Origin of the sequence: Polynucleobacter sp. UB-Piko-W3, from assembly GCF_018881635.1 — a bacterium.
Lineage (GTDB): Bacteria > Pseudomonadota > Gammaproteobacteria > Burkholderiales > Burkholderiaceae > Polynucleobacter.
The window spans coordinates 1,489,154-1,505,638 of the sequence record NZ_JACVPY010000002.1 but is presented as its reverse complement, the minus strand read 5'-3'; the positions used below and the strand labels follow the sequence as shown (position 1 = coordinate 1,505,638).

18 protein-coding genes and 1 other RNA gene are annotated in these 16,485 nt (G+C 46.0%); 11 read left to right on the top strand and 8 right to left on the bottom strand.

What is annotated here, in order from left to right; genetic code table 11:
- The 6 genes from ICN31_RS07990 to rnpB form a co-directional block, all read left to right on the top strand.
- A partial coding sequence (locus tag ICN31_RS07990) for an amino acid--tRNA ligase-related protein (protein WP_304608610.1) occupies nucleotides 1-374 on the top strand: 374 nt, incomplete at its 5' end.
- Nucleotides 375-401: 27 nt separating this feature from the next.
- Complete coding sequence (gene nudB / locus ICN31_RS07985; RefSeq protein ID WP_216260281.1) at nucleotides 402-851, top strand: dihydroneopterin triphosphate diphosphatase; 450 nt, start codon at nucleotides 402-404, stop codon at nucleotides 849-851.
- 9 nt (nucleotides 852-860) lie between these two features.
- Nucleotides 861-2,684, top strand: a complete 1,824-nt coding sequence (locus tag ICN31_RS07980; protein ID WP_216260279.1) for an ABC transporter ATP-binding protein/permease — start codon at nucleotides 861-863, stop codon at nucleotides 2,682-2,684.
- Between the two features lie 9 nt (nucleotides 2,685-2,693).
- Nucleotides 2,694-4,034: a glycerate kinase gene (locus ICN31_RS07975; protein ID WP_216260278.1), complete on the top strand. Its 1,341-nt coding sequence runs from the start codon at nucleotides 2,694-2,696 to the stop codon at nucleotides 4,032-4,034.
- Nucleotides 4,035-4,036: 2 nt separating this feature from the next.
- Complete coding sequence (pyrC, locus tag ICN31_RS07970) at nucleotides 4,037-5,092, top strand: dihydroorotase (RefSeq protein WP_216260277.1); 1,056 nt, start codon at nucleotides 4,037-4,039, stop codon at nucleotides 5,090-5,092.
- A gap of 56 nt (nucleotides 5,093-5,148) precedes the next feature.
- Nucleotides 5,149-5,457, top strand: an RNA gene (rnpB, locus tag ICN31_RS07965) — RNase P RNA component class A.
- Here rnpB and ICN31_RS07960 read toward each other — a convergent pair.
- A complete protein-coding gene (locus ICN31_RS07960) occupies nucleotides 5,458-5,880 on the bottom strand; it encodes an OsmC family protein (RefSeq protein WP_216260276.1) in 423 nt (140 codons plus the stop codon).
- A 420-nt stretch (nucleotides 5,881-6,300) separates the two neighbouring features.
- Here ICN31_RS07960 and rplM point away from each other — a divergent pair, with 420 nt between their 5' ends.
- The 4 genes from rplM to erpA all read left to right on the top strand — a co-directional run bounded on the left by rplM (nucleotide 6,301) and on the right by erpA (nucleotide 8,795).
- Complete coding sequence (gene rplM / locus ICN31_RS07955; protein ID WP_071466176.1) at nucleotides 6,301-6,729, top strand: 50S ribosomal protein L13; 429 nt, start codon at nucleotides 6,301-6,303, stop codon at nucleotides 6,727-6,729.
- A gap of 9 nt (nucleotides 6,730-6,738) precedes the next feature.
- Nucleotides 6,739-7,140 carry a 30S ribosomal protein S9 gene (gene rpsI, locus ICN31_RS07950; RefSeq protein ID WP_015422033.1) on the top strand — a complete coding sequence of 134 codons (402 nt, stop codon included), beginning with the start codon at nucleotides 6,739-6,741 and terminating at the stop codon, nucleotides 7,138-7,140.
- A gap of 118 nt (nucleotides 7,141-7,258) precedes the next feature.
- Nucleotides 7,259-8,317 (top strand): N-acetyl-gamma-glutamyl-phosphate reductase, encoded by a 1,059-nt coding sequence (argC, locus tag ICN31_RS07945; protein ID WP_088525383.1) that lies wholly within the window; start codon nucleotides 7,259-7,261, stop codon nucleotides 8,315-8,317.
- A gap of 91 nt (nucleotides 8,318-8,408) precedes the next feature.
- Entirely contained in the window at nucleotides 8,409-8,795 is a 387-nt protein-coding gene (erpA, locus tag ICN31_RS07940; protein ID WP_088525382.1) for an iron-sulfur cluster insertion protein ErpA, read from the top strand.
- Between the two features lie 18 nt (nucleotides 8,796-8,813).
- Here the strand turns inward: erpA and ICN31_RS07935 are convergent, their stop codons facing one another.
- Nucleotides 8,814-9,941 (bottom strand): anhydro-N-acetylmuramic acid kinase, encoded by a 1,128-nt coding sequence (locus ICN31_RS07935; RefSeq protein WP_216260842.1) that lies wholly within the window; start codon nucleotides 9,939-9,941, stop codon nucleotides 8,814-8,816.
- Nucleotides 9,942-10,014: 73 nt separating this feature from the next.
- Here ICN31_RS07935 and tyrS point away from each other — a divergent pair, with 73 nt between their 5' ends.
- A complete protein-coding gene (tyrS, locus tag ICN31_RS07930) occupies nucleotides 10,015-11,247 on the top strand; it encodes a tyrosine--tRNA ligase (protein WP_088525380.1) in 1,233 nt (410 codons plus the stop codon).
- On the opposite strand, the gene ruvB is transcribed toward tyrS, so the two are convergent.
- Genes ruvB through dusB form a run of 6 tightly spaced genes read right to left on the bottom strand, consistent with a single transcriptional unit; the run spans nucleotide 11,244 to nucleotide 16,443 of the window.
- Nucleotides 11,244-12,314: a Holliday junction branch migration DNA helicase RuvB gene (ruvB, locus tag ICN31_RS07925; RefSeq protein WP_216260275.1), complete on the bottom strand. Its 1,071-nt coding sequence runs from the start codon at nucleotides 12,312-12,314 to the stop codon at nucleotides 11,244-11,246. The genes tyrS and ruvB overlap by 4 nt on opposite strands.
- Nucleotides 12,315-12,341: 27 nt before the next feature.
- Nucleotides 12,342-12,926 (bottom strand): Holliday junction branch migration protein RuvA, encoded by a 585-nt coding sequence (gene ruvA, locus ICN31_RS07920; protein WP_216260274.1) that lies wholly within the window; start codon nucleotides 12,924-12,926, stop codon nucleotides 12,342-12,344.
- Nucleotides 12,927-12,961: 35 nt separating this feature from the next.
- Nucleotides 12,962-13,480: a crossover junction endodeoxyribonuclease RuvC gene (gene ruvC, locus ICN31_RS07915; RefSeq protein WP_216260273.1), complete on the bottom strand. Its 519-nt coding sequence runs from the start codon at nucleotides 13,478-13,480 to the stop codon at nucleotides 12,962-12,964.
- 22 nt (nucleotides 13,481-13,502) lie between these two features.
- On the bottom strand, nucleotides 13,503-15,083 hold the full coding sequence (gene purH / locus ICN31_RS07910) for a bifunctional phosphoribosylaminoimidazolecarboxamide formyltransferase/IMP cyclohydrolase (RefSeq protein ID WP_216260271.1): 1,581 nt from the start codon (nucleotides 15,081-15,083) through the stop codon (nucleotides 13,503-13,505).
- 53 nt (nucleotides 15,084-15,136) lie between these two features.
- A complete protein-coding gene (locus ICN31_RS07905) occupies nucleotides 15,137-15,376 on the bottom strand; it encodes a helix-turn-helix domain-containing protein (protein ID WP_088525375.1) in 240 nt (79 codons plus the stop codon).
- A gap of 50 nt (nucleotides 15,377-15,426) precedes the next feature.
- Complete coding sequence (dusB, locus tag ICN31_RS07900) at nucleotides 15,427-16,443, bottom strand: tRNA dihydrouridine synthase DusB (protein WP_216260269.1); 1,017 nt, start codon at nucleotides 16,441-16,443, stop codon at nucleotides 15,427-15,429.
- Between the last annotated feature and the right edge of the window lie 42 nt (nucleotides 16,444-16,485).

Here is a 16,485-nt window from a genome sequence, read left to right as displayed (position 1 = left end):
GTAAGTGTTTAGCAAAAGCCTATGACATGGTACTCAACGGTAGCGAAATTGGCGGTGGTTCAGTGCGTATCCATCAAGAAGCGGTTCAAAGTCAGGTATTCCGCGCTTTGAAGATTGGCCCTGAAGAAGCGCAAGCCAAGTTTGGTTTCTTATTGGATGCGCTTCAGTATGGCGCACCTCCACATGGTGGTATTGCATTTGGCTTAGATCGTATTGTGACGATGATGACGGGTGCTGAATCGATTCGTGATGTGATTGCCTTCCCTAAAACACAGCGTGCGCAATGCCTATTGACGCAGGCTCCTAGCCCGGTAGATGAGCGTCAATTACGTGAATTACACATTCGCTTACGTCAAGCTGCTCCCGCTGCTTAAACAAGCAAAGTAATACCCACTTCCATCTTGAAAATTCCTATTTCGGTTTTAGTTGTTATCTACAAATCGAATAGGGATGTTTTATTGATAGAGCGTGCCGATCGCTCCAACTTCTGGCAGTCTGTAACCGGAAGTCTTGATGCACTGAATGAGGATCTCGCATTAGCAGCTACCCGCGAGGTATTTGAAGAAACAGGCATCGCTATTGATCAGTTGCCTGTGGGTGCTTTGCGTAATATGCATCACCAAATTGAATACGAAATTTATCCAGATTGGCGTTTTCGTTATGCGCCTGGCATCACCAGAAATACTGAACATTGGTTTGCATTGCAAGTTCCGGATAACACCCCTATCAAGCTTTCTCCAAGAGAGCATGTGGCATATCAGTGGTTGCCATTTGCAGAGGCAGTCAAGAAATGTTTTTCTCCCAGTAATGGCGAGGCTATTCTGAAATTATTCTCAGAGAATAAGGAATAAGATCAAGTAATGAGACCTTCATCAGGGCACCATCATTCAGGAGCAGATTCCAAACCTTCTCAGGGAAGCGATTGGAAGGTCATTCGCGATTTAATTCCTTATCTACTTGAATATAAATTTAGAGTTGCGATTGCTCTAGCTTGCTTGGTTGCTGCTAAGGTTACCAATCTAGGCATTCCTATTTTGCTCAAGCGTTTAATTGATGATTTAAATATCAGAGCAGATTCTCCGCAAGCCTTGCTTTTGGTTCCGGTAGGACTTATTTTGGCTTATGGGCTCCTACGGATGTCTGCTTCCTTGTTTGCAGAGTTGCGCGAGTTTCTTTTTGCTCGAGTGACCCAAAATGCTGTCCGTAAAGTGGCTCTCCAAGTCTTTGAGCATTTACATTCTTTGGCGCTGAGTTTTCACCTGGCTAGACAGACTGGCGGCGTAAGCCGTGATATCGAGCGTGGCACACGCGGCATTCAATCGCTGATTTCTTATTCACTCTATAGCATCCTACCAACACTTGTTGAGTTCATCTTGGTATTGGGTTACTTAGCTTACTCATATGATATTTGGTTTGCAGCAATTACCTTATGCGCTTTGCTTATCTATATTGTGTTTACTGTGGTGGTAACAGAGTGGCGCACCCATTTTCGTAAGACCATGAATGACATGGATTCGAAGGCGAATCAGAAAGCAATTGATTCTCTATTGAATTTTGAGACCGTGAAGTATTTTGGTAACGAAGCTTTTGAAGCAAGTCGTTATGACAAAAATTTGGTGCGCTATCAAGCCGCTGCTATTAAGTCGCAAAAATCTTTAGCGGTTCTTAATTTTGGCCAACAAACTATCATTGCTATTGGTTTAGTCTTAATTTTATGGCGCGCTACGCTCGGTGTGGTTGATAGCAGCATGACGCTAGGAGACCTGGTACTCGTTAATACCCTAATGATTCAGTTGTATATTCCCCTCAATTTTCTGGGCGTAATTTACCGCGAGATCAAGCAGTCTCTAACGGACATGGAGCGCATGTTCTCTTTGCTGAATACCGATAAAGAAATTGCAGATACACCAAATGCTAAGCCACTTCATATTGAAGATTATGGTCATGGGCCTGCAGTCTATTTTGAGAACGTATCATTTCACTATGATGCCAAACGAGAAATTCTCCATGATGTGAGCTTTCATATTCCGGCGGGAACGATTACTGCTGTGGTTGGACAAAGTGGCGCAGGCAAGAGCACCTTAGCTAGATTGTTATTTCGTTTTTATGATGTGCAGTCCGGAAAAATTTTGATTGATGGACAAAATATTCAAGATGTCACTCAGGCCAGCTTGCGTAAAGCAATTGGTATTGTTCCGCAAGATACAGTCTTATTTAACGACACTATTGGTTACAACATAGCCTATGGTGATCCTTCCGCCTCCATTGAAGAGATGCATGAGGCAGCAAGAGCTGCGCAAATTGATGGTTTTATCAAGCGCTTACCAGATGGCTACGATACCCAAGTCGGCGAGAGGGGTTTAAAGCTTTCTGGAGGCGAGAAACAGCGAGTAGCGATTGCGCGAACTTTGTTGAAAAAGCCAGCCATGCTCATTTTTGATGAGGCAACCTCCGCCTTAGATTCCAAAACTGAGCGGGCTTTTCAAGAAGAATTGCTGAGTTTGGCTAAAAATCGCACCACTCTCATCATTGCGCATAGGCTATCGACCATTATTCATGCGGACCAAATTTTGGTAATGGAGCATGGGCAAATCGTCGAGCGGGGAACCCATTTAGAGTTACTGGCAGCGCAAGGTAAATATGCCGAGATGTGGCAAATGCAAGAACGTGCTGCTCTTGATTAGAATAGCTTGATGATCCAACATAATAATCAGCCAATTTCTACACAAGAGATTCTAAAAAATGCCTTTGCGGCTGCTGTCGCTGTGGCTGATCCCCAAGTGATTGTTCCGCAATATTTAGCCAAGATATTCCCTGCTGGACAAGAGCCCAGCGGCAGATGTTTGGTGGTAGGCGCTGGTAAGGCTAGCGCTTCTATGGCGAGCGCGCTGGAGACCTACGCAAAAACACATTGGCCACAAGTAAAGCTGGAGGGCGTAGTGTTGACCCGTTACGGGCACGCATCTCCTACTGCTCATATTCAAATTATTGAAGCTGGTCATCCAGTGCCTGATCAAGCGGGTATGAATGGCGCTAAGGCAATCTATGCACTAACCCAGCAATTGGAACCAGGTGATGTATTGATTGCATTAGTTTCTGGTGGCGGCTCAAGTCTTCTGACCTTGCCTCAAGAAGGAATCTCTATCGATGACATGCGCAAGACTACTGAAGCGCTCTTACGAAGTGGTGCTCCGATTGAGGAAATGAATATTGTTCGCAAGCATTTGTCTGCAATTTTGGGTGGTAATTTAGCAAGAGTTGCCATTGCTCATGGCGCACGCGTAGAGGCTTTGCTGATCTCCGACGTGACCGGTGATTCTCCTGCAGATATTGCCAGCGGTCCCTGTGCATCTGATTATTCTACTTATCAAGATGCCTTGGCTATCTTTGAAAAATATCGTTTGGGTGTAGATGAGATTCCAGCATCAGTTCTCAATCATCTAGCGCAAGGCCTTGCGGGGAAAAAGCCAGAGACTCTAAAAGATGCTGATTTAGTGAACGCTCAAGTAGCAAATCATGTGATTGCCACAGCCTATAAAAGTTTAGAAGCTGCGGCAGATTATGTTCGTAGCCAAGGTTATGAACCCATTGTTCTAGGCGATACGATTACCGGTGAGGCGCAACAGGTTGGGCGTGCGCAAGCAGATCTAGCTCGTGTACATTTAGCTAAAGGTGGCAAGCCGCTAGCAATCATTTCTGGCGGAGAATGTACTGTCACTATTCCTGCAGGCATTAAAGGCCGTGGCGGTCGTTGCAGTGAGTATCTACTCTCACTCTTTTCAGCGTCTAAAGATTTGCCTCATTTGGCAGCTTTGGCTGCAGATACTGATGGTATTGATGGTAGTGAAAAAAATGCGGGCGCGTGGTTTACAGGCGATGTTCGTAAGAGCAGTCTAGTTCAGGGAATTGCTCCAGAGCCATTCTTACTTGCTCATGATTGTTATAGCTTCTTTGCAGAATTAGGTGCTTTAGTGGAAACTGGCCCTACACTTACTAATGTGAATGACTTTCGTATCATTTTGCTCAATCAATAATCATGCCGAACAGCCCAACACAAATTGAACTCATCCAACCAGATGACTGGCATTTGCACATTCGTGATGGCGAAGCGATGAAGGATGTCTTGACTGATACAGCTCGTCAATTTACCCGTGCCATCATCATGCCAAATTTAAAGCCGCCAGTGACTAATGTGGAATTGGCAAAGGCTTACCGATCAAGGATAGAGGCTAACCTGAAATCCCTTGGCATCAATCATTTTGAGCCTTTAATGACCTTGTACCTGACTGACAATACTTCGGCTGATGAAGTGCGTAAGGCTAAAGAACAAGGTATTACTGGAATCAAACTATATCCTGCTGGTGCCACTACAAATAGTGATTCAGGGGTAAGTGATATCAAACATTGCTATAAAGCCTTAGAGGCAATGCAAGTAGTAGGAATGCCGCTATTAGTTCATGGTGAAGTAACTCATGCTGACATCGATATATTTGATCGTGAAGCAGTCTTTATTGATAAGATATTAGAGCCATTGCGTAAAGATTTTCCGCAGCTCAAGATTGTGTTTGAACATATCACCACCAAACAAGCTGCGCATTATGTGCGTGATGCTGTTGCAATTGGCAATACCTTAGCGGCTACAATTACCCCGCAACATTTACTGATGAATCGTAATGCGATTTTTTCTGGCGGTATTCGTCCTCACCATTACTGCTTACCAGTTTTAAAGCGTGAAGAGCATCGCGTGGCCTTATTGGAGGCTGCTACTAGCGGTAATCCCCGTTTCTTTTTGGGAACCGATAGTGCGCCTCATGCCAAGGGAGACAAGGAGGCAGCCTGTGGTTGTGCAGGGTGCTATAGCGCGTTTAATGCTCTTGGTTTATATGCTGAAGCATTCGAGAGTATTGGCAAACTAGACCAGTTGGAGGGATTTGCCAGTTTCTTTGGCCCCGATTTTTATTCTTTGCCACGCAATAGCAAAAAAATTACCCTCAAGAAGCAAGCCCAAAGGATTCCACAGGAGTTGCCTTTTGGTGATGCCACGATTGTTCCGCTGCGTGCTGGCGAAACGATTGCATGGTCACTTGTTTGATCTAAAAGTTTTAATTCCTCAACCAAAATAGTCTGACTGCGTTAGACTGCAGGCGCAGAGTCAATTGGGCAATCGCCGCCTCTTTATTGAGGGGGAGGAAAGTCCGGACTCCATAGGGAGGGGTGATGGCTAACGGCCATCCACGGCGACGTGAGGAATAGGGCCACAGAGACGAGCGTATTTAGTTACGGTGAAACGCGGTAACCTCCACCCGGAGCAATCCCAAGTAAGCAGGCGATGAGGCGTCCCGCTGAGTCTGCGGGTAGGGAGCTTGAGCCGTCAGGTAACTGCCGGCCTAGAGGAATGATTGCCCCTAGATTGAAAAGTCTAGGCGACAGAATCCGGCTTATCGATTGACTCTGCACTTATTCAGAAATGACTTCGATGCTGTAAGTCAGTTCAGCTGTTTTGGCGAGCATGGTGGTGGCTGAGCAGTACTTTTCATGTGAAAGCTTCACGGCACGATCTACCTTCGCCTGGTCTAGATCTTTTCCTTTGACCTTGAAGTGCAAATTGATCTTGGTGAAGACTTTGGGGTCTTCTGTGGCCCGTTCGGCTTGAAGGGTGACCTCGCAGCTGCTAATAGCCTGGCGAGACCTCTGTAGGATTAAAACCACATCAAATGCAGAGCAGCCTCCGGCTCCAGCCAAAAGAAGCTCCATTGGCCTAGGTGCCAAGTTTCTTCCCCCAGCTTCAGGGGCGCCGTCCATGTTGACCAGGTGACCACTTCCGGTTTCAGCAGAAAAAGCCATTCCTCCATTGCCTAACCAAGATACTCGACATTCCATATTAGTGACCCCTAACTTACTAAATTAATCATTATTATCAATAGTTTACCAATTTCTATCGATTTTAGTGAGAGCCCGGATTTGACCAAAAAACATCAAAAACTTGATTTTGGTCAATTTTCTTGCATCGCACCATCGTTCTCGATACAATACCCGTATTGGTAGTCAGTCTTATACAAGACTGCGACTTACCTCCCAGTGTCTCCTCCACCCAAACAAAGGTGGATTCCAGCCCAGGACTCGTTCCTGGGCTTTTTTTAGGATACAATTCATGGCTTTACTGAATTACCGAACTAGTCAGCGGTAATTGTTTTACCAGTTAGATTTCAGAATCTGCGAGCTTGCAAACATAAGCAGGGCCAAGGTGGACGTAATTTGATTGGAGTAATTTTTTTGTTGACTATAACAATTTGAGAAATCATGAAAACTTTTTCTGCAAAATCCCATGAGGTAGTGCATGAATGGTTCGTGATTGACGCTACGGACAAAGTCCTCGGTCGTGTCGCCAGTGAAGTGGCACACCGTCTACGCGGCAAGCACAAGCCTGAATACACACCACACGTTGATACCGGCGACTTTATTGTTGTCATCAATTCTTCTAAGCTGCGTGTCACAGGCACAAAAGGCTTGAACAAGATCTATTACCGTCACAGCGGATACCCAGGTGGTATTAGCTCGACTAACTTCGACAAAATGCAAGACCGTTTCCCAGGCCGTGCTTTGGAGAAGGCTGTGAAGGGTATGTTGCCTAAAGGCCCACTAGGCTATGCCATGATTAAGAAATTAAAAGTCTACGGCGACGCCAATCATCCGCATGCGGCTCAACAGCCAAAAGCGTTAGAGATTTAAGGAAACCAAATGGCTATTAATTACGGAAATTGGAATTACGGAACGGGTCGCCGCAAGAGTTCAGTTGCGCGCGTCTTCATTAAATCTGGCAAAGGCGAAATTACTGTTAACGGTAAGCCTATCGATGCTTATTTTGCTCGTGAAACATCACGCATGATTGCTCGTCAGCCTTTGGCTCTCACAGCCCACTTAACGACCTTTGATATCAAAGTAAACGTTTCTGGTGGCGGTGAAACTGGCCAAGCTGGTGCAGTTCGTCACGGCGTAACTCGTGCCTTGATTGACTACGACAATGCCTTGAAACCAACTCTGTCTAAAGCAGGTTTGGTGACTCGTGATGCTCGTGAAGTTGAGCGTAAGAAGGTTGGTCTGCACGGCGCGCGTCGTCGTAAGCAGTTCAGCAAGCGCTAATTTCTTTCGGTCGCTGAAGTTTTTCGAAAGGGTCGCGCAAGCGGCCCTTTTTGTTTCTACAATTGGGGTATTGTGAGGTTCGTTTAATCTTCACTTAGTAGGTATCTTGGAGAAAGACATGATTAAGGTTGGCATCGTTGGCGGCACAGGATATACCGGTGTGGAATTATTGCGTTTGTTGGCGCAGCACCCCGAGGTAAAGATTGTTGCTATTACATCTCGCACAGAGGCTGGCATACCAGTTGCTGAGATGTTCCCATCTTTGCGCGGTCGTGTTGATCTTAAATTCACTACACCAGATGAAGCCAAATTAAATGAATGTGATGCAGTGTTCTTCGCAACACCACATGGTGTTGCTATGGCGCAAGCAAAAGAATTACTTACTCACAATGTCAAGATTTTGGATTTAGCGGCCGACTTTAGGCTGAAGGATGTGAAAGAGTTCGCTAAGTGGTATGGCATAGAGCATAGCTGTCCAGATATTCTGGCAGAAGCAGTTTATGGTTTGGCAGAAATTAATCGTGAGGCCATTAAAAAAGCGCGCGTAGTGGGTTTAGCGGGTTGCTACCCAACTTCCGTACAGCTTGGCCTTGCACCTTTGCTTTCCCCAAAGTCGACTGGTGGCAAACAGCTCATTGATGGTAATCATATTATTTCTGACTCTAAGTCTGGAACTTCTGGTGCTGGACGTAAGGCAGAGATTGGCACCTTGCTCTCCGAGGCAAGTGACAACTTCAAAGCCTACAGTGTTAAGGGCCATCGGCATCTTCCGGAGATTGTGCAGGGCCTAAAAGCCATTGCCGGCCACGATCAAATTGGGCTGACATTTGTGCCACATCTCACGCCTATGGTAAGAGGCATTCATTCGACCTTGTATGTCCGCTTGACCGAAGCCGGCAAAGACCTTGATTATCAAAAGCTGTACGAGAGCTTCTATCAAAATGAACCTTTTGTAGATGTCATGCCCTCAGGCAGCCATCCAGAGACTCGTTCTGTGAGAGGTAGCAACGGTATTCGCATTGCCATCCATCGTCCAGGCGGCGGAGATACCCTGGTCATTTTGGTGGTGGAAGACAATTTGGTAAAAGGGGCTTCAGGACAGGGCGTGCAGTGTATGAACCTCATGTTTGGCCTACCTGAGACGACTGGACTGACCCAGATTGCGGTATCCCCGTAATTTGACTGGTTTTATCGATTAATATCCCTTCAGCAGGCTAAGGATTAAAAGCCTAGAATATCAGTATTGCCTTTTGATTTAGGAGTGAACTATGACCCAATTAGCTAGCCAAGAAGTTGTACAACCCGCACAAGATTTAGCCGAGCCACCAACCCCGTTGGTATTTACGGATAGTGCTGCTGCAAAAGTGGCCGATTTGATTGCTGAAGAAGGTAACCCAGAATTGAAGTTGCGCGTATTCGTTCAAGGTGGTGGATGTTCAGGCTTTCAATATGGCTTTACATTTGATGATGCCGTGAATGAAGATGACACCTTGTTTGAAAAGAATGGCGTTACTCTTTTAGTAGATTCAATGAGCTTCCAATATCTAGTTGGTGCTGAGATAGACTACAAGGAAGATATCAACGGTTCACAGTTTGTGATTAAGAATCCAAATGCAACGACTACTTGTGGTTGCGGATCTTCTTTCTCCGCTTAAAGAAATTAGCATATATAGTTAAGCAGGATAGCAAGCGCCTAGAATTCTAGGGCCTTTCGCTCCTGTAACGGCTGGCAAATTTGCTGGCCGTTTTTCTTTATGGGCCCATGCAAGCCAGGCAAAAGCTAGGCCTTCAACGAGTTGTGGGTCAATACCAGCAGAGTCACTCGTCGTAATTTCTATAGGCTTTTTGAAGAAATACTGCGCTTTGACTTGAAGTAAATTCATCAAGGCACTATTTCGGGCGCCTCCTCCACAGATAATCAACTTCTGGGTTTGCGGGGCATGACGTGCTAAAGCCTCCAAGGCTGCATGTGCCGTCAGATGCAGTAAGGTGGCTTGCACATCTTCGGCATGATGATTGCTGTTGCCAAGTTTTTCCTGCAACCAAGCTAAATGAAAGTCATCTCGCCCCGTACTTTTTGGAGGCGCTTTGCTAAAAAAAGAATCTGACAACATCAACTGTAGAAGTGCTGCATTCACTTTTCCTTGCAGCGCCCAAGCACCATTCTCATCAAATGTATTACCTTGATGTTCGTGTATCCAGGAATCCATCAACATATTTCCTGGACCACAATCAAAGCCGGTGACTTCACCATTTTTTGGTAGGAGTGTGAGGTTGGCAATACCACCGATGTTCAAAATTGCTAAATTTTCGGGGAACGTAAATTGTTGCGCATGAAAGGCGGGCACCAAGGGTGCGCCATGCCCACCAGCCGCTAGATCACGACTTCTAAAATCCGCGATGACATCAATCCCGGTCTTTTCTGCTAGGAGGGCAGGGTTGAGTGTTTGGTGGGTATACGACATATCTCCAAGATGTGGTTGATGGCGAATAGTTTGACCATGCGCACCAATTGCAGCAATATCGGATGGCTGTAAATTGGCTTTTTTCAGTAATTGGCTGACGGCATCGGCATAAGCTATGGCTAAGGCATTGCCAGCCTGTTTCTCTCTGTGCAGCTCATTGGGGCCTGAAGTTTGAAGCTCAATCATGGCTTTGCGAAGTTCAAGGCTGAAGGGGGTACTCACAGCCGCTTGGGCGTTGGTTTCTCCATTAGGTCCAATCTTGGCGAGAACGGCATCAATCCCATCTAGGCTAGTACCAGACATGAGACCAATGTAGAGGGAGTGCGGTTTGTTCATCGAGTTCTCAGGAATGCGACAATTATGCTTAACAATTGAAATACCAAATAACTGTATCAGTATACGAACCAGCATGACGGCTAAACCAGAACAAAAATATCCTTTGACCCCTGAAGTCTTTGCGGCCCTCGAAGTCACTAAGCGTGGCTGTGATGAGCTATTGGTTGAGGCTGACTGGGTTCAAAAATTGGCTCGTAGCCAGGCTACTAAGACCCCACTTCGGATTAAGTTAGGCCTAGATCCAACAGCGCCTGACATTCATTTGGGGCATACGGTAGTTCTGAATAAATTGCGTCAGTTGCAGGATTTAGGTCATACGGTCATTTTCTTGATTGGCGACTTCACCAGCATGATTGGCGATCCATCGGGTCGTAATGCAACCCGTCCACCATTGACAGCGGAAGAAATAGCGGTCAATGCAGAAACTTACTATCGTCAAGCAAGTATGGTGCTTGATCCCTCTAAAACAGAAGTACGCTACAACAGCGAGTGGTGTGATCCATTGGGCGCGCGCGGTATGATTCAGCTGGCTGCAAAACATACGGTTGCCAGAATGCTTGAGCGTGATGACTTTACCAAGCGCTATCGCAATGGTGTACCTATTTCGATTCATGAGTTTTTATATCCATTGATGCAGGGCTATGACTCTGTTGCTCTGAAGAGTGATTTAGAGTTAGGCGGTACAGATCAAAAATTTAATCTCTTAGTGGGCCGCGAGCTCCAGCGGGAGTATGGCCAAGAGCCACAATGTATTTTGACGATGCCGCTCTTGGTTGGTCTGGATGGCGTTGAGAAAATGAGTAAGTCCAAGGGAAATTACATTGGTATCAGCGAATCTGCTGGTGATATGTTCGGAAAACTCTTGAGCATCTCAGATGATTTGATGTGGGATTACTTCACACTGCTGTCATTCCGTCCAATGTCTGAAATTGATTTAATGAAACAAGAAGTCGCTAGCGGAAGAAATCCAAAAGATTGCAAAGTACTACTCGCACAAGAAATCGTGGCACGCTTTCATTCACAAGCTGCGGCAGAAAAAGCCCTGGAAGACTTCAATCACCGCGCTAAAGGTGGTGTGCCAGACGACATTCCAGAAGTAACTCTTTCTGGCGCTCCCATGGTTATCGCAAACCTGCTTAAGGCTGCAGGATTAGCCCCATCCACATCAGAAGCTATGCGCAATATCGAGCAGAACGGCGTAAAAATTGATGGCGCAACTGTTAGTGACAAGCAAGCGAAGATTGAAGCAGGAACCTACGTAGTACAGGTTGGTAAGCGCAAATTTGCGAAAGTAACTTTAGTTTAAATATCTAAGCTAGCGTTACCGCTAGGTGGCGTTAAGCCAAAGTGCTCATAGGCCTGACGTGTTGCTATACGGCCACGTGAAGTTCTTTGAAGATATCCCTGCTGAATGAGGTAGGGCTCTAGAACATCCTCAATCGTGTCGCGTTCTTCCCCAATCGCTGCTGCCAAATTATCAATACCTACTGGACCGCCATCGAACTTATGAAGAATAGCTTCGAGTAGTTTTCTATCCATCACATCAAAGCCACTCGGATCAACATCTAGCATCTTCAATGCGGCATCAGCCATAGCCTTGGTGATCGTGCCTGTGCCTTTGACTTCTGCGTAGTCGCGTACTCGACGGAGTAGGCGGTTAGCAATACGGGGGGTACCGCGCGCACGCTTGGCAATTTCTACTGAACCCTCTGGATCTATATCTGCCTTGAGTAGGCTGGCTGAGCGATTAATAATTTTGGTCAGTTCTTCAGTGGTGTAGAACTCAAGTCTTGCCACAATGCCAAAGCGATCACGCAATGGGTTGGTGAGCATGCCAGCCCGAGTGGTGGCGCCGATCAATGTAAATGGTTTGAGATCGATCTTGACGCTACGTGCTGCAGGGCCTTCACCAATCATGATGTCTAAGCTGTAATCCTCAAGAGCTGGATAGAGAATTTCTTCAACAACTGGAGATAGGCGATGGATCTCATCAATGAAGAGCACATCATTGGCTTCTAAATTAGTAAGTAAAGCAGCAAGATCGCCCGGTCTATCGAGAACTGGCCCACTAGTCTGGCGCAAGTTCACACCAAGCTCTCTGGCGATGATGTGGGCAAGAGTTGTTTTACCAAGCCCTGGAGGGCCAAAGAGTAGAACGTGATCTAAGGCTTCTTGGCGAGCTCTAGTAGCGCTAATAAAAATCTCTAATTGGGCGCGAGCTTTGGTTTGGCCAACATACTCATCGAGTTGTTTAGGGCGCAGTGCTCTTTCAAAAACAGCTTCCGAGTTTCCTGCGGCACCACTGACGATGCGATCACCACCCTCTGGTAGGTCTTCAGGAATAGAGCTAAGGTCGTCTGTATGAATTGCCATGCTGCAAGTGTAGTGGTGTTTATCTACTTAGGGCTTAGATAGATATTTCAGGCCCATTCGGATGCCATCAGAAACCGAGGTATCTGGAGGGATTTTCTTAAGCGCCAAAAGCGCCTCTTTTTCTGAATAGCCTAAAGCTAAAAGCGCTTGCAATACTTCGCTGCTAGCTTCAATGGCTTGAGGCTTGCCCCCGGCAGTAATGCCAAGATCTGGGGCTAGCTTACCTTTGAGTTCAAGACAAAGACGTTCAGCAGTTTTCTTGCCAATACCAGGAACCTGGGTGAGGCGTCCTGCTTCTTGTAGGGCAATCGCTTGAGCTAGTTCATGCACACTCATACCAGATAGAACGGCTAATGCAGTTCTAGAGCCAACACCGCTAATCTTGATGAGCTGTCTAAATGCTTCCCGTTCAGTCTCAGTGGCAAAGCCAAAAAGTTGTTGAGCATCCTCACGCACTTGGAAATGAGTGAGAAGGGTAATTTTTTGACCTGCTTGGGGTAATTGATACAAGGTGCTCATCGGTACATCCACTTCATAGCCAATACCCTGGCAATCCACTAAGAGCCGAGGCGGATGAATTGAAACGAGGATTCCTTGAATGCGACCAATCATATAAAGATCTTAACCTGTAATGTGCTCAGACACTTTTATTTGCCCCGCATTTTTGGAGCTAAAGCCGCAGTGATTGCTTTTGGAATTTGTGCATGATGTGCTGCGCAGATGGCGACTCCTAGGGCATCTGAAGCATCTGTGCCTGGTGCACGGTTAAGACGCAGTAAGCGCTTCACCATTTCTTGTACTTGTGGTTTGGCAGCGCGACCTGTTCCCACAATCGCTTGCTTCACTCTTAAGGCACTGTACTCGGCAACCGGAAGTTTTTCAGACACTAATGCAGCAATCACGGCACCTCTGGCTTGACCGAGCATGAGTGTCGAGCGCGGGTTTACGTTCAAGAAAACTTCTTCAATCGCAGCAGATTCTGGTTTGTAGGTCTCTAGAACTTCTTTTACGCCAGCGTAAAGAGCGCCTAATCGCTCTGGTAAGCCTTTAGCAGGATCACCACTCTCAATCGTCCCAGAGGCTACGTAAGTGAGTTTCTGGCCATCAACATCAATAACACCGAAACCGGTGGTGCGTAAACCTGGGTCGATTCCAATCCAGCGCATAGGTGCTCGAATTATTTTTGGCTTAATGACGGAAGTGACGTGTGCCAGTAAAGATCATGGCAATACCATGCTCATTAGCTGCTGCAATGATCTCATCATCGCGCATACTGCCGCCGGGCTGTATTGCGCAACTCGCACCTCCATTCACGACAACATCTAAGCCATCGCGAAATGGAAAGAAGGCATCACTTGCCACTGCTGAGCCCTTCAGGCTAAGACCGGCGTTTTCAGCCTTAATGCTTGCCATCCGGGCTGAGTCAACGCGGCTCATTTGGCCCGCACCAATACCTAGAGTCATGCCATTGGCGCAATAGACAATTGCATTAGATTTAACGAACTTCGCAACACGCCAGGCAAACATCATGTCATTCATCTCGCTTAGAGTTGGCTGTCTTTGGCTAACAACACGCATTTCGTTTTGAAGGACGTTCTTAGAGTCAGGTGACTGCACTAGTAAGCCACCACCAACGCGTTTGAAATCAAAAGCATTAAAGGCTGTACCAATTGGAATTTCTAAGAGGCGCACATTTTGCTTTGCTGCAAAAATAGCTTTTGCCTCATCGCTAAAACTGGGAGCAATCAAAACCTCGACAAATTGCTTTGAGATCTCTTGGGCAGCAGCGCCATCACATGGAACATTAAATGCAATGATTCCACCAAAGGCGGAGCTTGGGTCAGTTTTGAAAGCCTTCTGATAGGCCTCCAGTGGACTGGCACCAACAGCTACACCACAAGGGTTCGCATGTTTAATGATGACGCAAGCAGCAACTCCCCCTGTATTGCCCGTAAAACTCTTAACGCATTCCCAAGCAGAATCAGCATCAGCGATGTTGTTGTAAGACAGCTCTTTGCCTTGTAATTGTTTGTAATTGGCAAGCGCGCCATCTACTGGGTAAATATCTTTATAGAAGGATGCAGATTGATGTGGGTTTTCACCGTAACGCATCTCTTGCACTTTTTCAAAAGCAAGATGCAGTGTCTCTGGATATGCGGAGCGAGCTTTATGGTCTAAGTCATCTCCTAATGCAGATAGATAGTTAGCAATTGCTCCATCGTATTGTGCTGTATGAGCAAACACTTTTTTGGCTAGGGCTAAGTTAGTTTTATAAGAAACAATGTTTTTATTGGCCTTCATCTCTGCCAATACTGGGGCGTAGTCTTCAGGCGAAATCAATACGGTGACATCTTGATGATTTTTGGCTGCAGCACGTAACATGGCTGGACCGCCAATATCAATGTTCTCTACTGCGTCTTCGAATGAGCAGCTTTCTTTAGCGACCGTCTCATTAAATGGGTAAAGGTTGATCACTAGCATATCGATCGTATCAATACCGTGCTCTTTGAGCGCCGCCATATGTTCAGGGAAGTCTCTACGCGCCAACAGCCCACCATGCACCATTGGGTGGAGCGTCTTTACACGACCATCTAACATCTCAGGGAATTTGGTCAAAGAGGAAACTTCTACAACTGGCAGATTGTTCTCTGCTAAGAGTTTTGCTGTGCCACCAGTTGAAATCAGTTTGATGCCTTGCTCGTGAAGGGCTTTGGCAAAGGGCACAATACCATTTTTATCGGAGACAGAGAGTAGGGCTGTACGGATCATAATTTTCGAAAGGTTTAATAAATGGCTTAAAAATGGTTATGTAATATTGCGGTTTATTTCAGCAAATGGTGTTCAACGAGTTTCTTGTGCAAGGTATTGCGATTAATACCAAGGTACTGAGCAGCTAAAGATTGGTTTTGTTTAGCATGCTGCATGACTAATTCAAGCATAGGTTTTTCCACTACGGCCAATACCATTTGATAGATATCTGTCGGAGGTGTTCCTTTGAGGTCATTCAAATAGCTCTGCAGCTGGGTTTCAATGCACTCAGTAATTGGATGTTTATTGGTCATAATATTTAAATCTAAAAAATAAAATAATTGAGCTATAACTTAGTTGAAGGCTACGCTGCTTCTAAAAAAAGCAAACGGTCAGAATGAGATTTCATCTCATCAAAATAATCATTAACCAGCTGTAATTGAGTTTTGCAATCATCAGCAGTATTCATGCGTTGGCGGAATGCATGCGAATCACGCAAACCTTTGCAATACCAGCCAATATGCTTACGGGCTGTTCGTAGGCCAATATATTCACCATAAAACTCGTAGTGATCTAGTAAGTGAGTATTCATGATGTCTTGAATCTCATTAATTTCAGGAGTTGGCAGCTTACCGCCGGTCTCTAAGTAATAATTAATCTCGCGAAAGATCCATGGACGGCCTTGTGCAGCACGACCGATCATGATGGCATCGGCACCAGTGATCCTTAAAACAGCCTCTGCCTTTTCTGGGCTAGTGATGTCACCATTCGCAACAACTGGAATTTGCACATTATTTTTTACGGCAGTAATCGTTTCATACTCCGCTTCACCATGATAGAGATCTGCTCTTGTGCGACCATGAACAGTCAGCATAGAGATACCAGAGCGTTCTGCAAGACGCGCAATCTCGATTGCATTTTTATGCTCACGATCCCAGCCCGTCCGAATTTTTAAAGTAACGGGCACTGCATCTGGTCCGGTACCAACTGCTTTAACTACCGCCTCCAAAATTTGTTGCACTAATGGCTCATCACGTAACAAGGCTGAACCCGCAGCGACATTACAAACTTTTTTTGCTGGGCAACCCATATTGATATCAATAATTTGTGCGCCATGGTCTACATTGATTTTTGCCGCAGCAGCCATCATGGCAGGATCTGCGCCTGCAATTTGTACGGCGATGGGCTTGAATTCCCCAACATGATTTGCGCGACGTTGCGTCTTTTCGCTTTTCCAAAGTAGGGCATTTGAAGCCACCATTTCTGAGACAGCGTATCCAGCGCCTAATTTCTTGCAAAGCTCTCTAAATGGACGGTCAGTAACTCCAGCCATAGGGGCTACAAATAGTCTGTTTGCGAGGAGGTGTGAGCCGATCTTCATCTATTGAGCTGAGTCTTGCGGAAAGCATGACACTTTAGCACA

Excerpts from the sequence above, each read along its gene's own strand:
- ICN31_RS07905 (WP_088525375.1), bottom strand. The coding sequence starts at position 15,376 with ATGACCAATAAACATCCAATTACTGAGTGCATTGAAACCCAGCTGCAG.
- ruvB (WP_216260275.1), bottom strand. The coding sequence starts at position 12,314 with ATGGCAATTCATACAGACGACCTTAGCTCTATTCCTGAAGACCTACCA.
- rplM (WP_071466176.1), top strand. The coding sequence starts at position 6,301 with ATGAAAACTTTTTCTGCAAAATCCCATGAGGTAGTGCATGAATGGTTC.
- ICN31_RS07935 (WP_216260842.1), bottom strand. The coding sequence starts at position 9,941 with ATGAACAAACCGCACTCCCTCTACATTGGTCTCATGTCTGGTACTAGC.
- dusB (WP_216260269.1), bottom strand. The coding sequence starts at position 16,443 with ATGAAGATCGGCTCACACCTCCTCGCAAACAGACTATTTGTAGCCCCT.
- purH (WP_216260271.1), bottom strand. The coding sequence starts at position 15,083 with ATGATCCGTACAGCCCTACTCTCTGTCTCCGATAAAAATGGTATTGTG.
- argC (WP_088525383.1), top strand. The coding sequence starts at position 7,259 with ATGATTAAGGTTGGCATCGTTGGCGGCACAGGATATACCGGTGTGGAA.
- erpA (WP_088525382.1), top strand. The coding sequence starts at position 8,409 with ATGACCCAATTAGCTAGCCAAGAAGTTGTACAACCCGCACAAGATTTA.
- ICN31_RS07975 (WP_216260278.1), top strand. The coding sequence starts at position 2,694 with ATGATCCAACATAATAATCAGCCAATTTCTACACAAGAGATTCTAAAA.
- tyrS (WP_088525380.1), top strand. The coding sequence starts at position 10,015 with ATGACGGCTAAACCAGAACAAAAATATCCTTTGACCCCTGAAGTCTTT.
- ICN31_RS07960 (WP_216260276.1), bottom strand. The coding sequence starts at position 5,880 with ATGGAATGTCGAGTATCTTGGTTAGGCAATGGAGGAATGGCTTTTTCT.
- rpsI (WP_015422033.1), top strand. The coding sequence starts at position 6,739 with ATGGCTATTAATTACGGAAATTGGAATTACGGAACGGGTCGCCGCAAG.
- ruvC (WP_216260273.1), bottom strand. The coding sequence starts at position 13,480 with ATGCGCTGGATTGGAATCGACCCAGGTTTACGCACCACCGGTTTCGGT.
- pyrC (WP_216260277.1), top strand. The coding sequence starts at position 4,037 with ATGCCGAACAGCCCAACACAAATTGAACTCATCCAACCAGATGACTGG.
- ICN31_RS07980 (WP_216260279.1), top strand. The coding sequence starts at position 861 with ATGAGACCTTCATCAGGGCACCATCATTCAGGAGCAGATTCCAAACCT.
- ruvA (WP_216260274.1), bottom strand. The coding sequence starts at position 12,926 with ATGATTGGTCGCATTCAAGGAATCCTCGTTTCAATTCATCCGCCTCGG.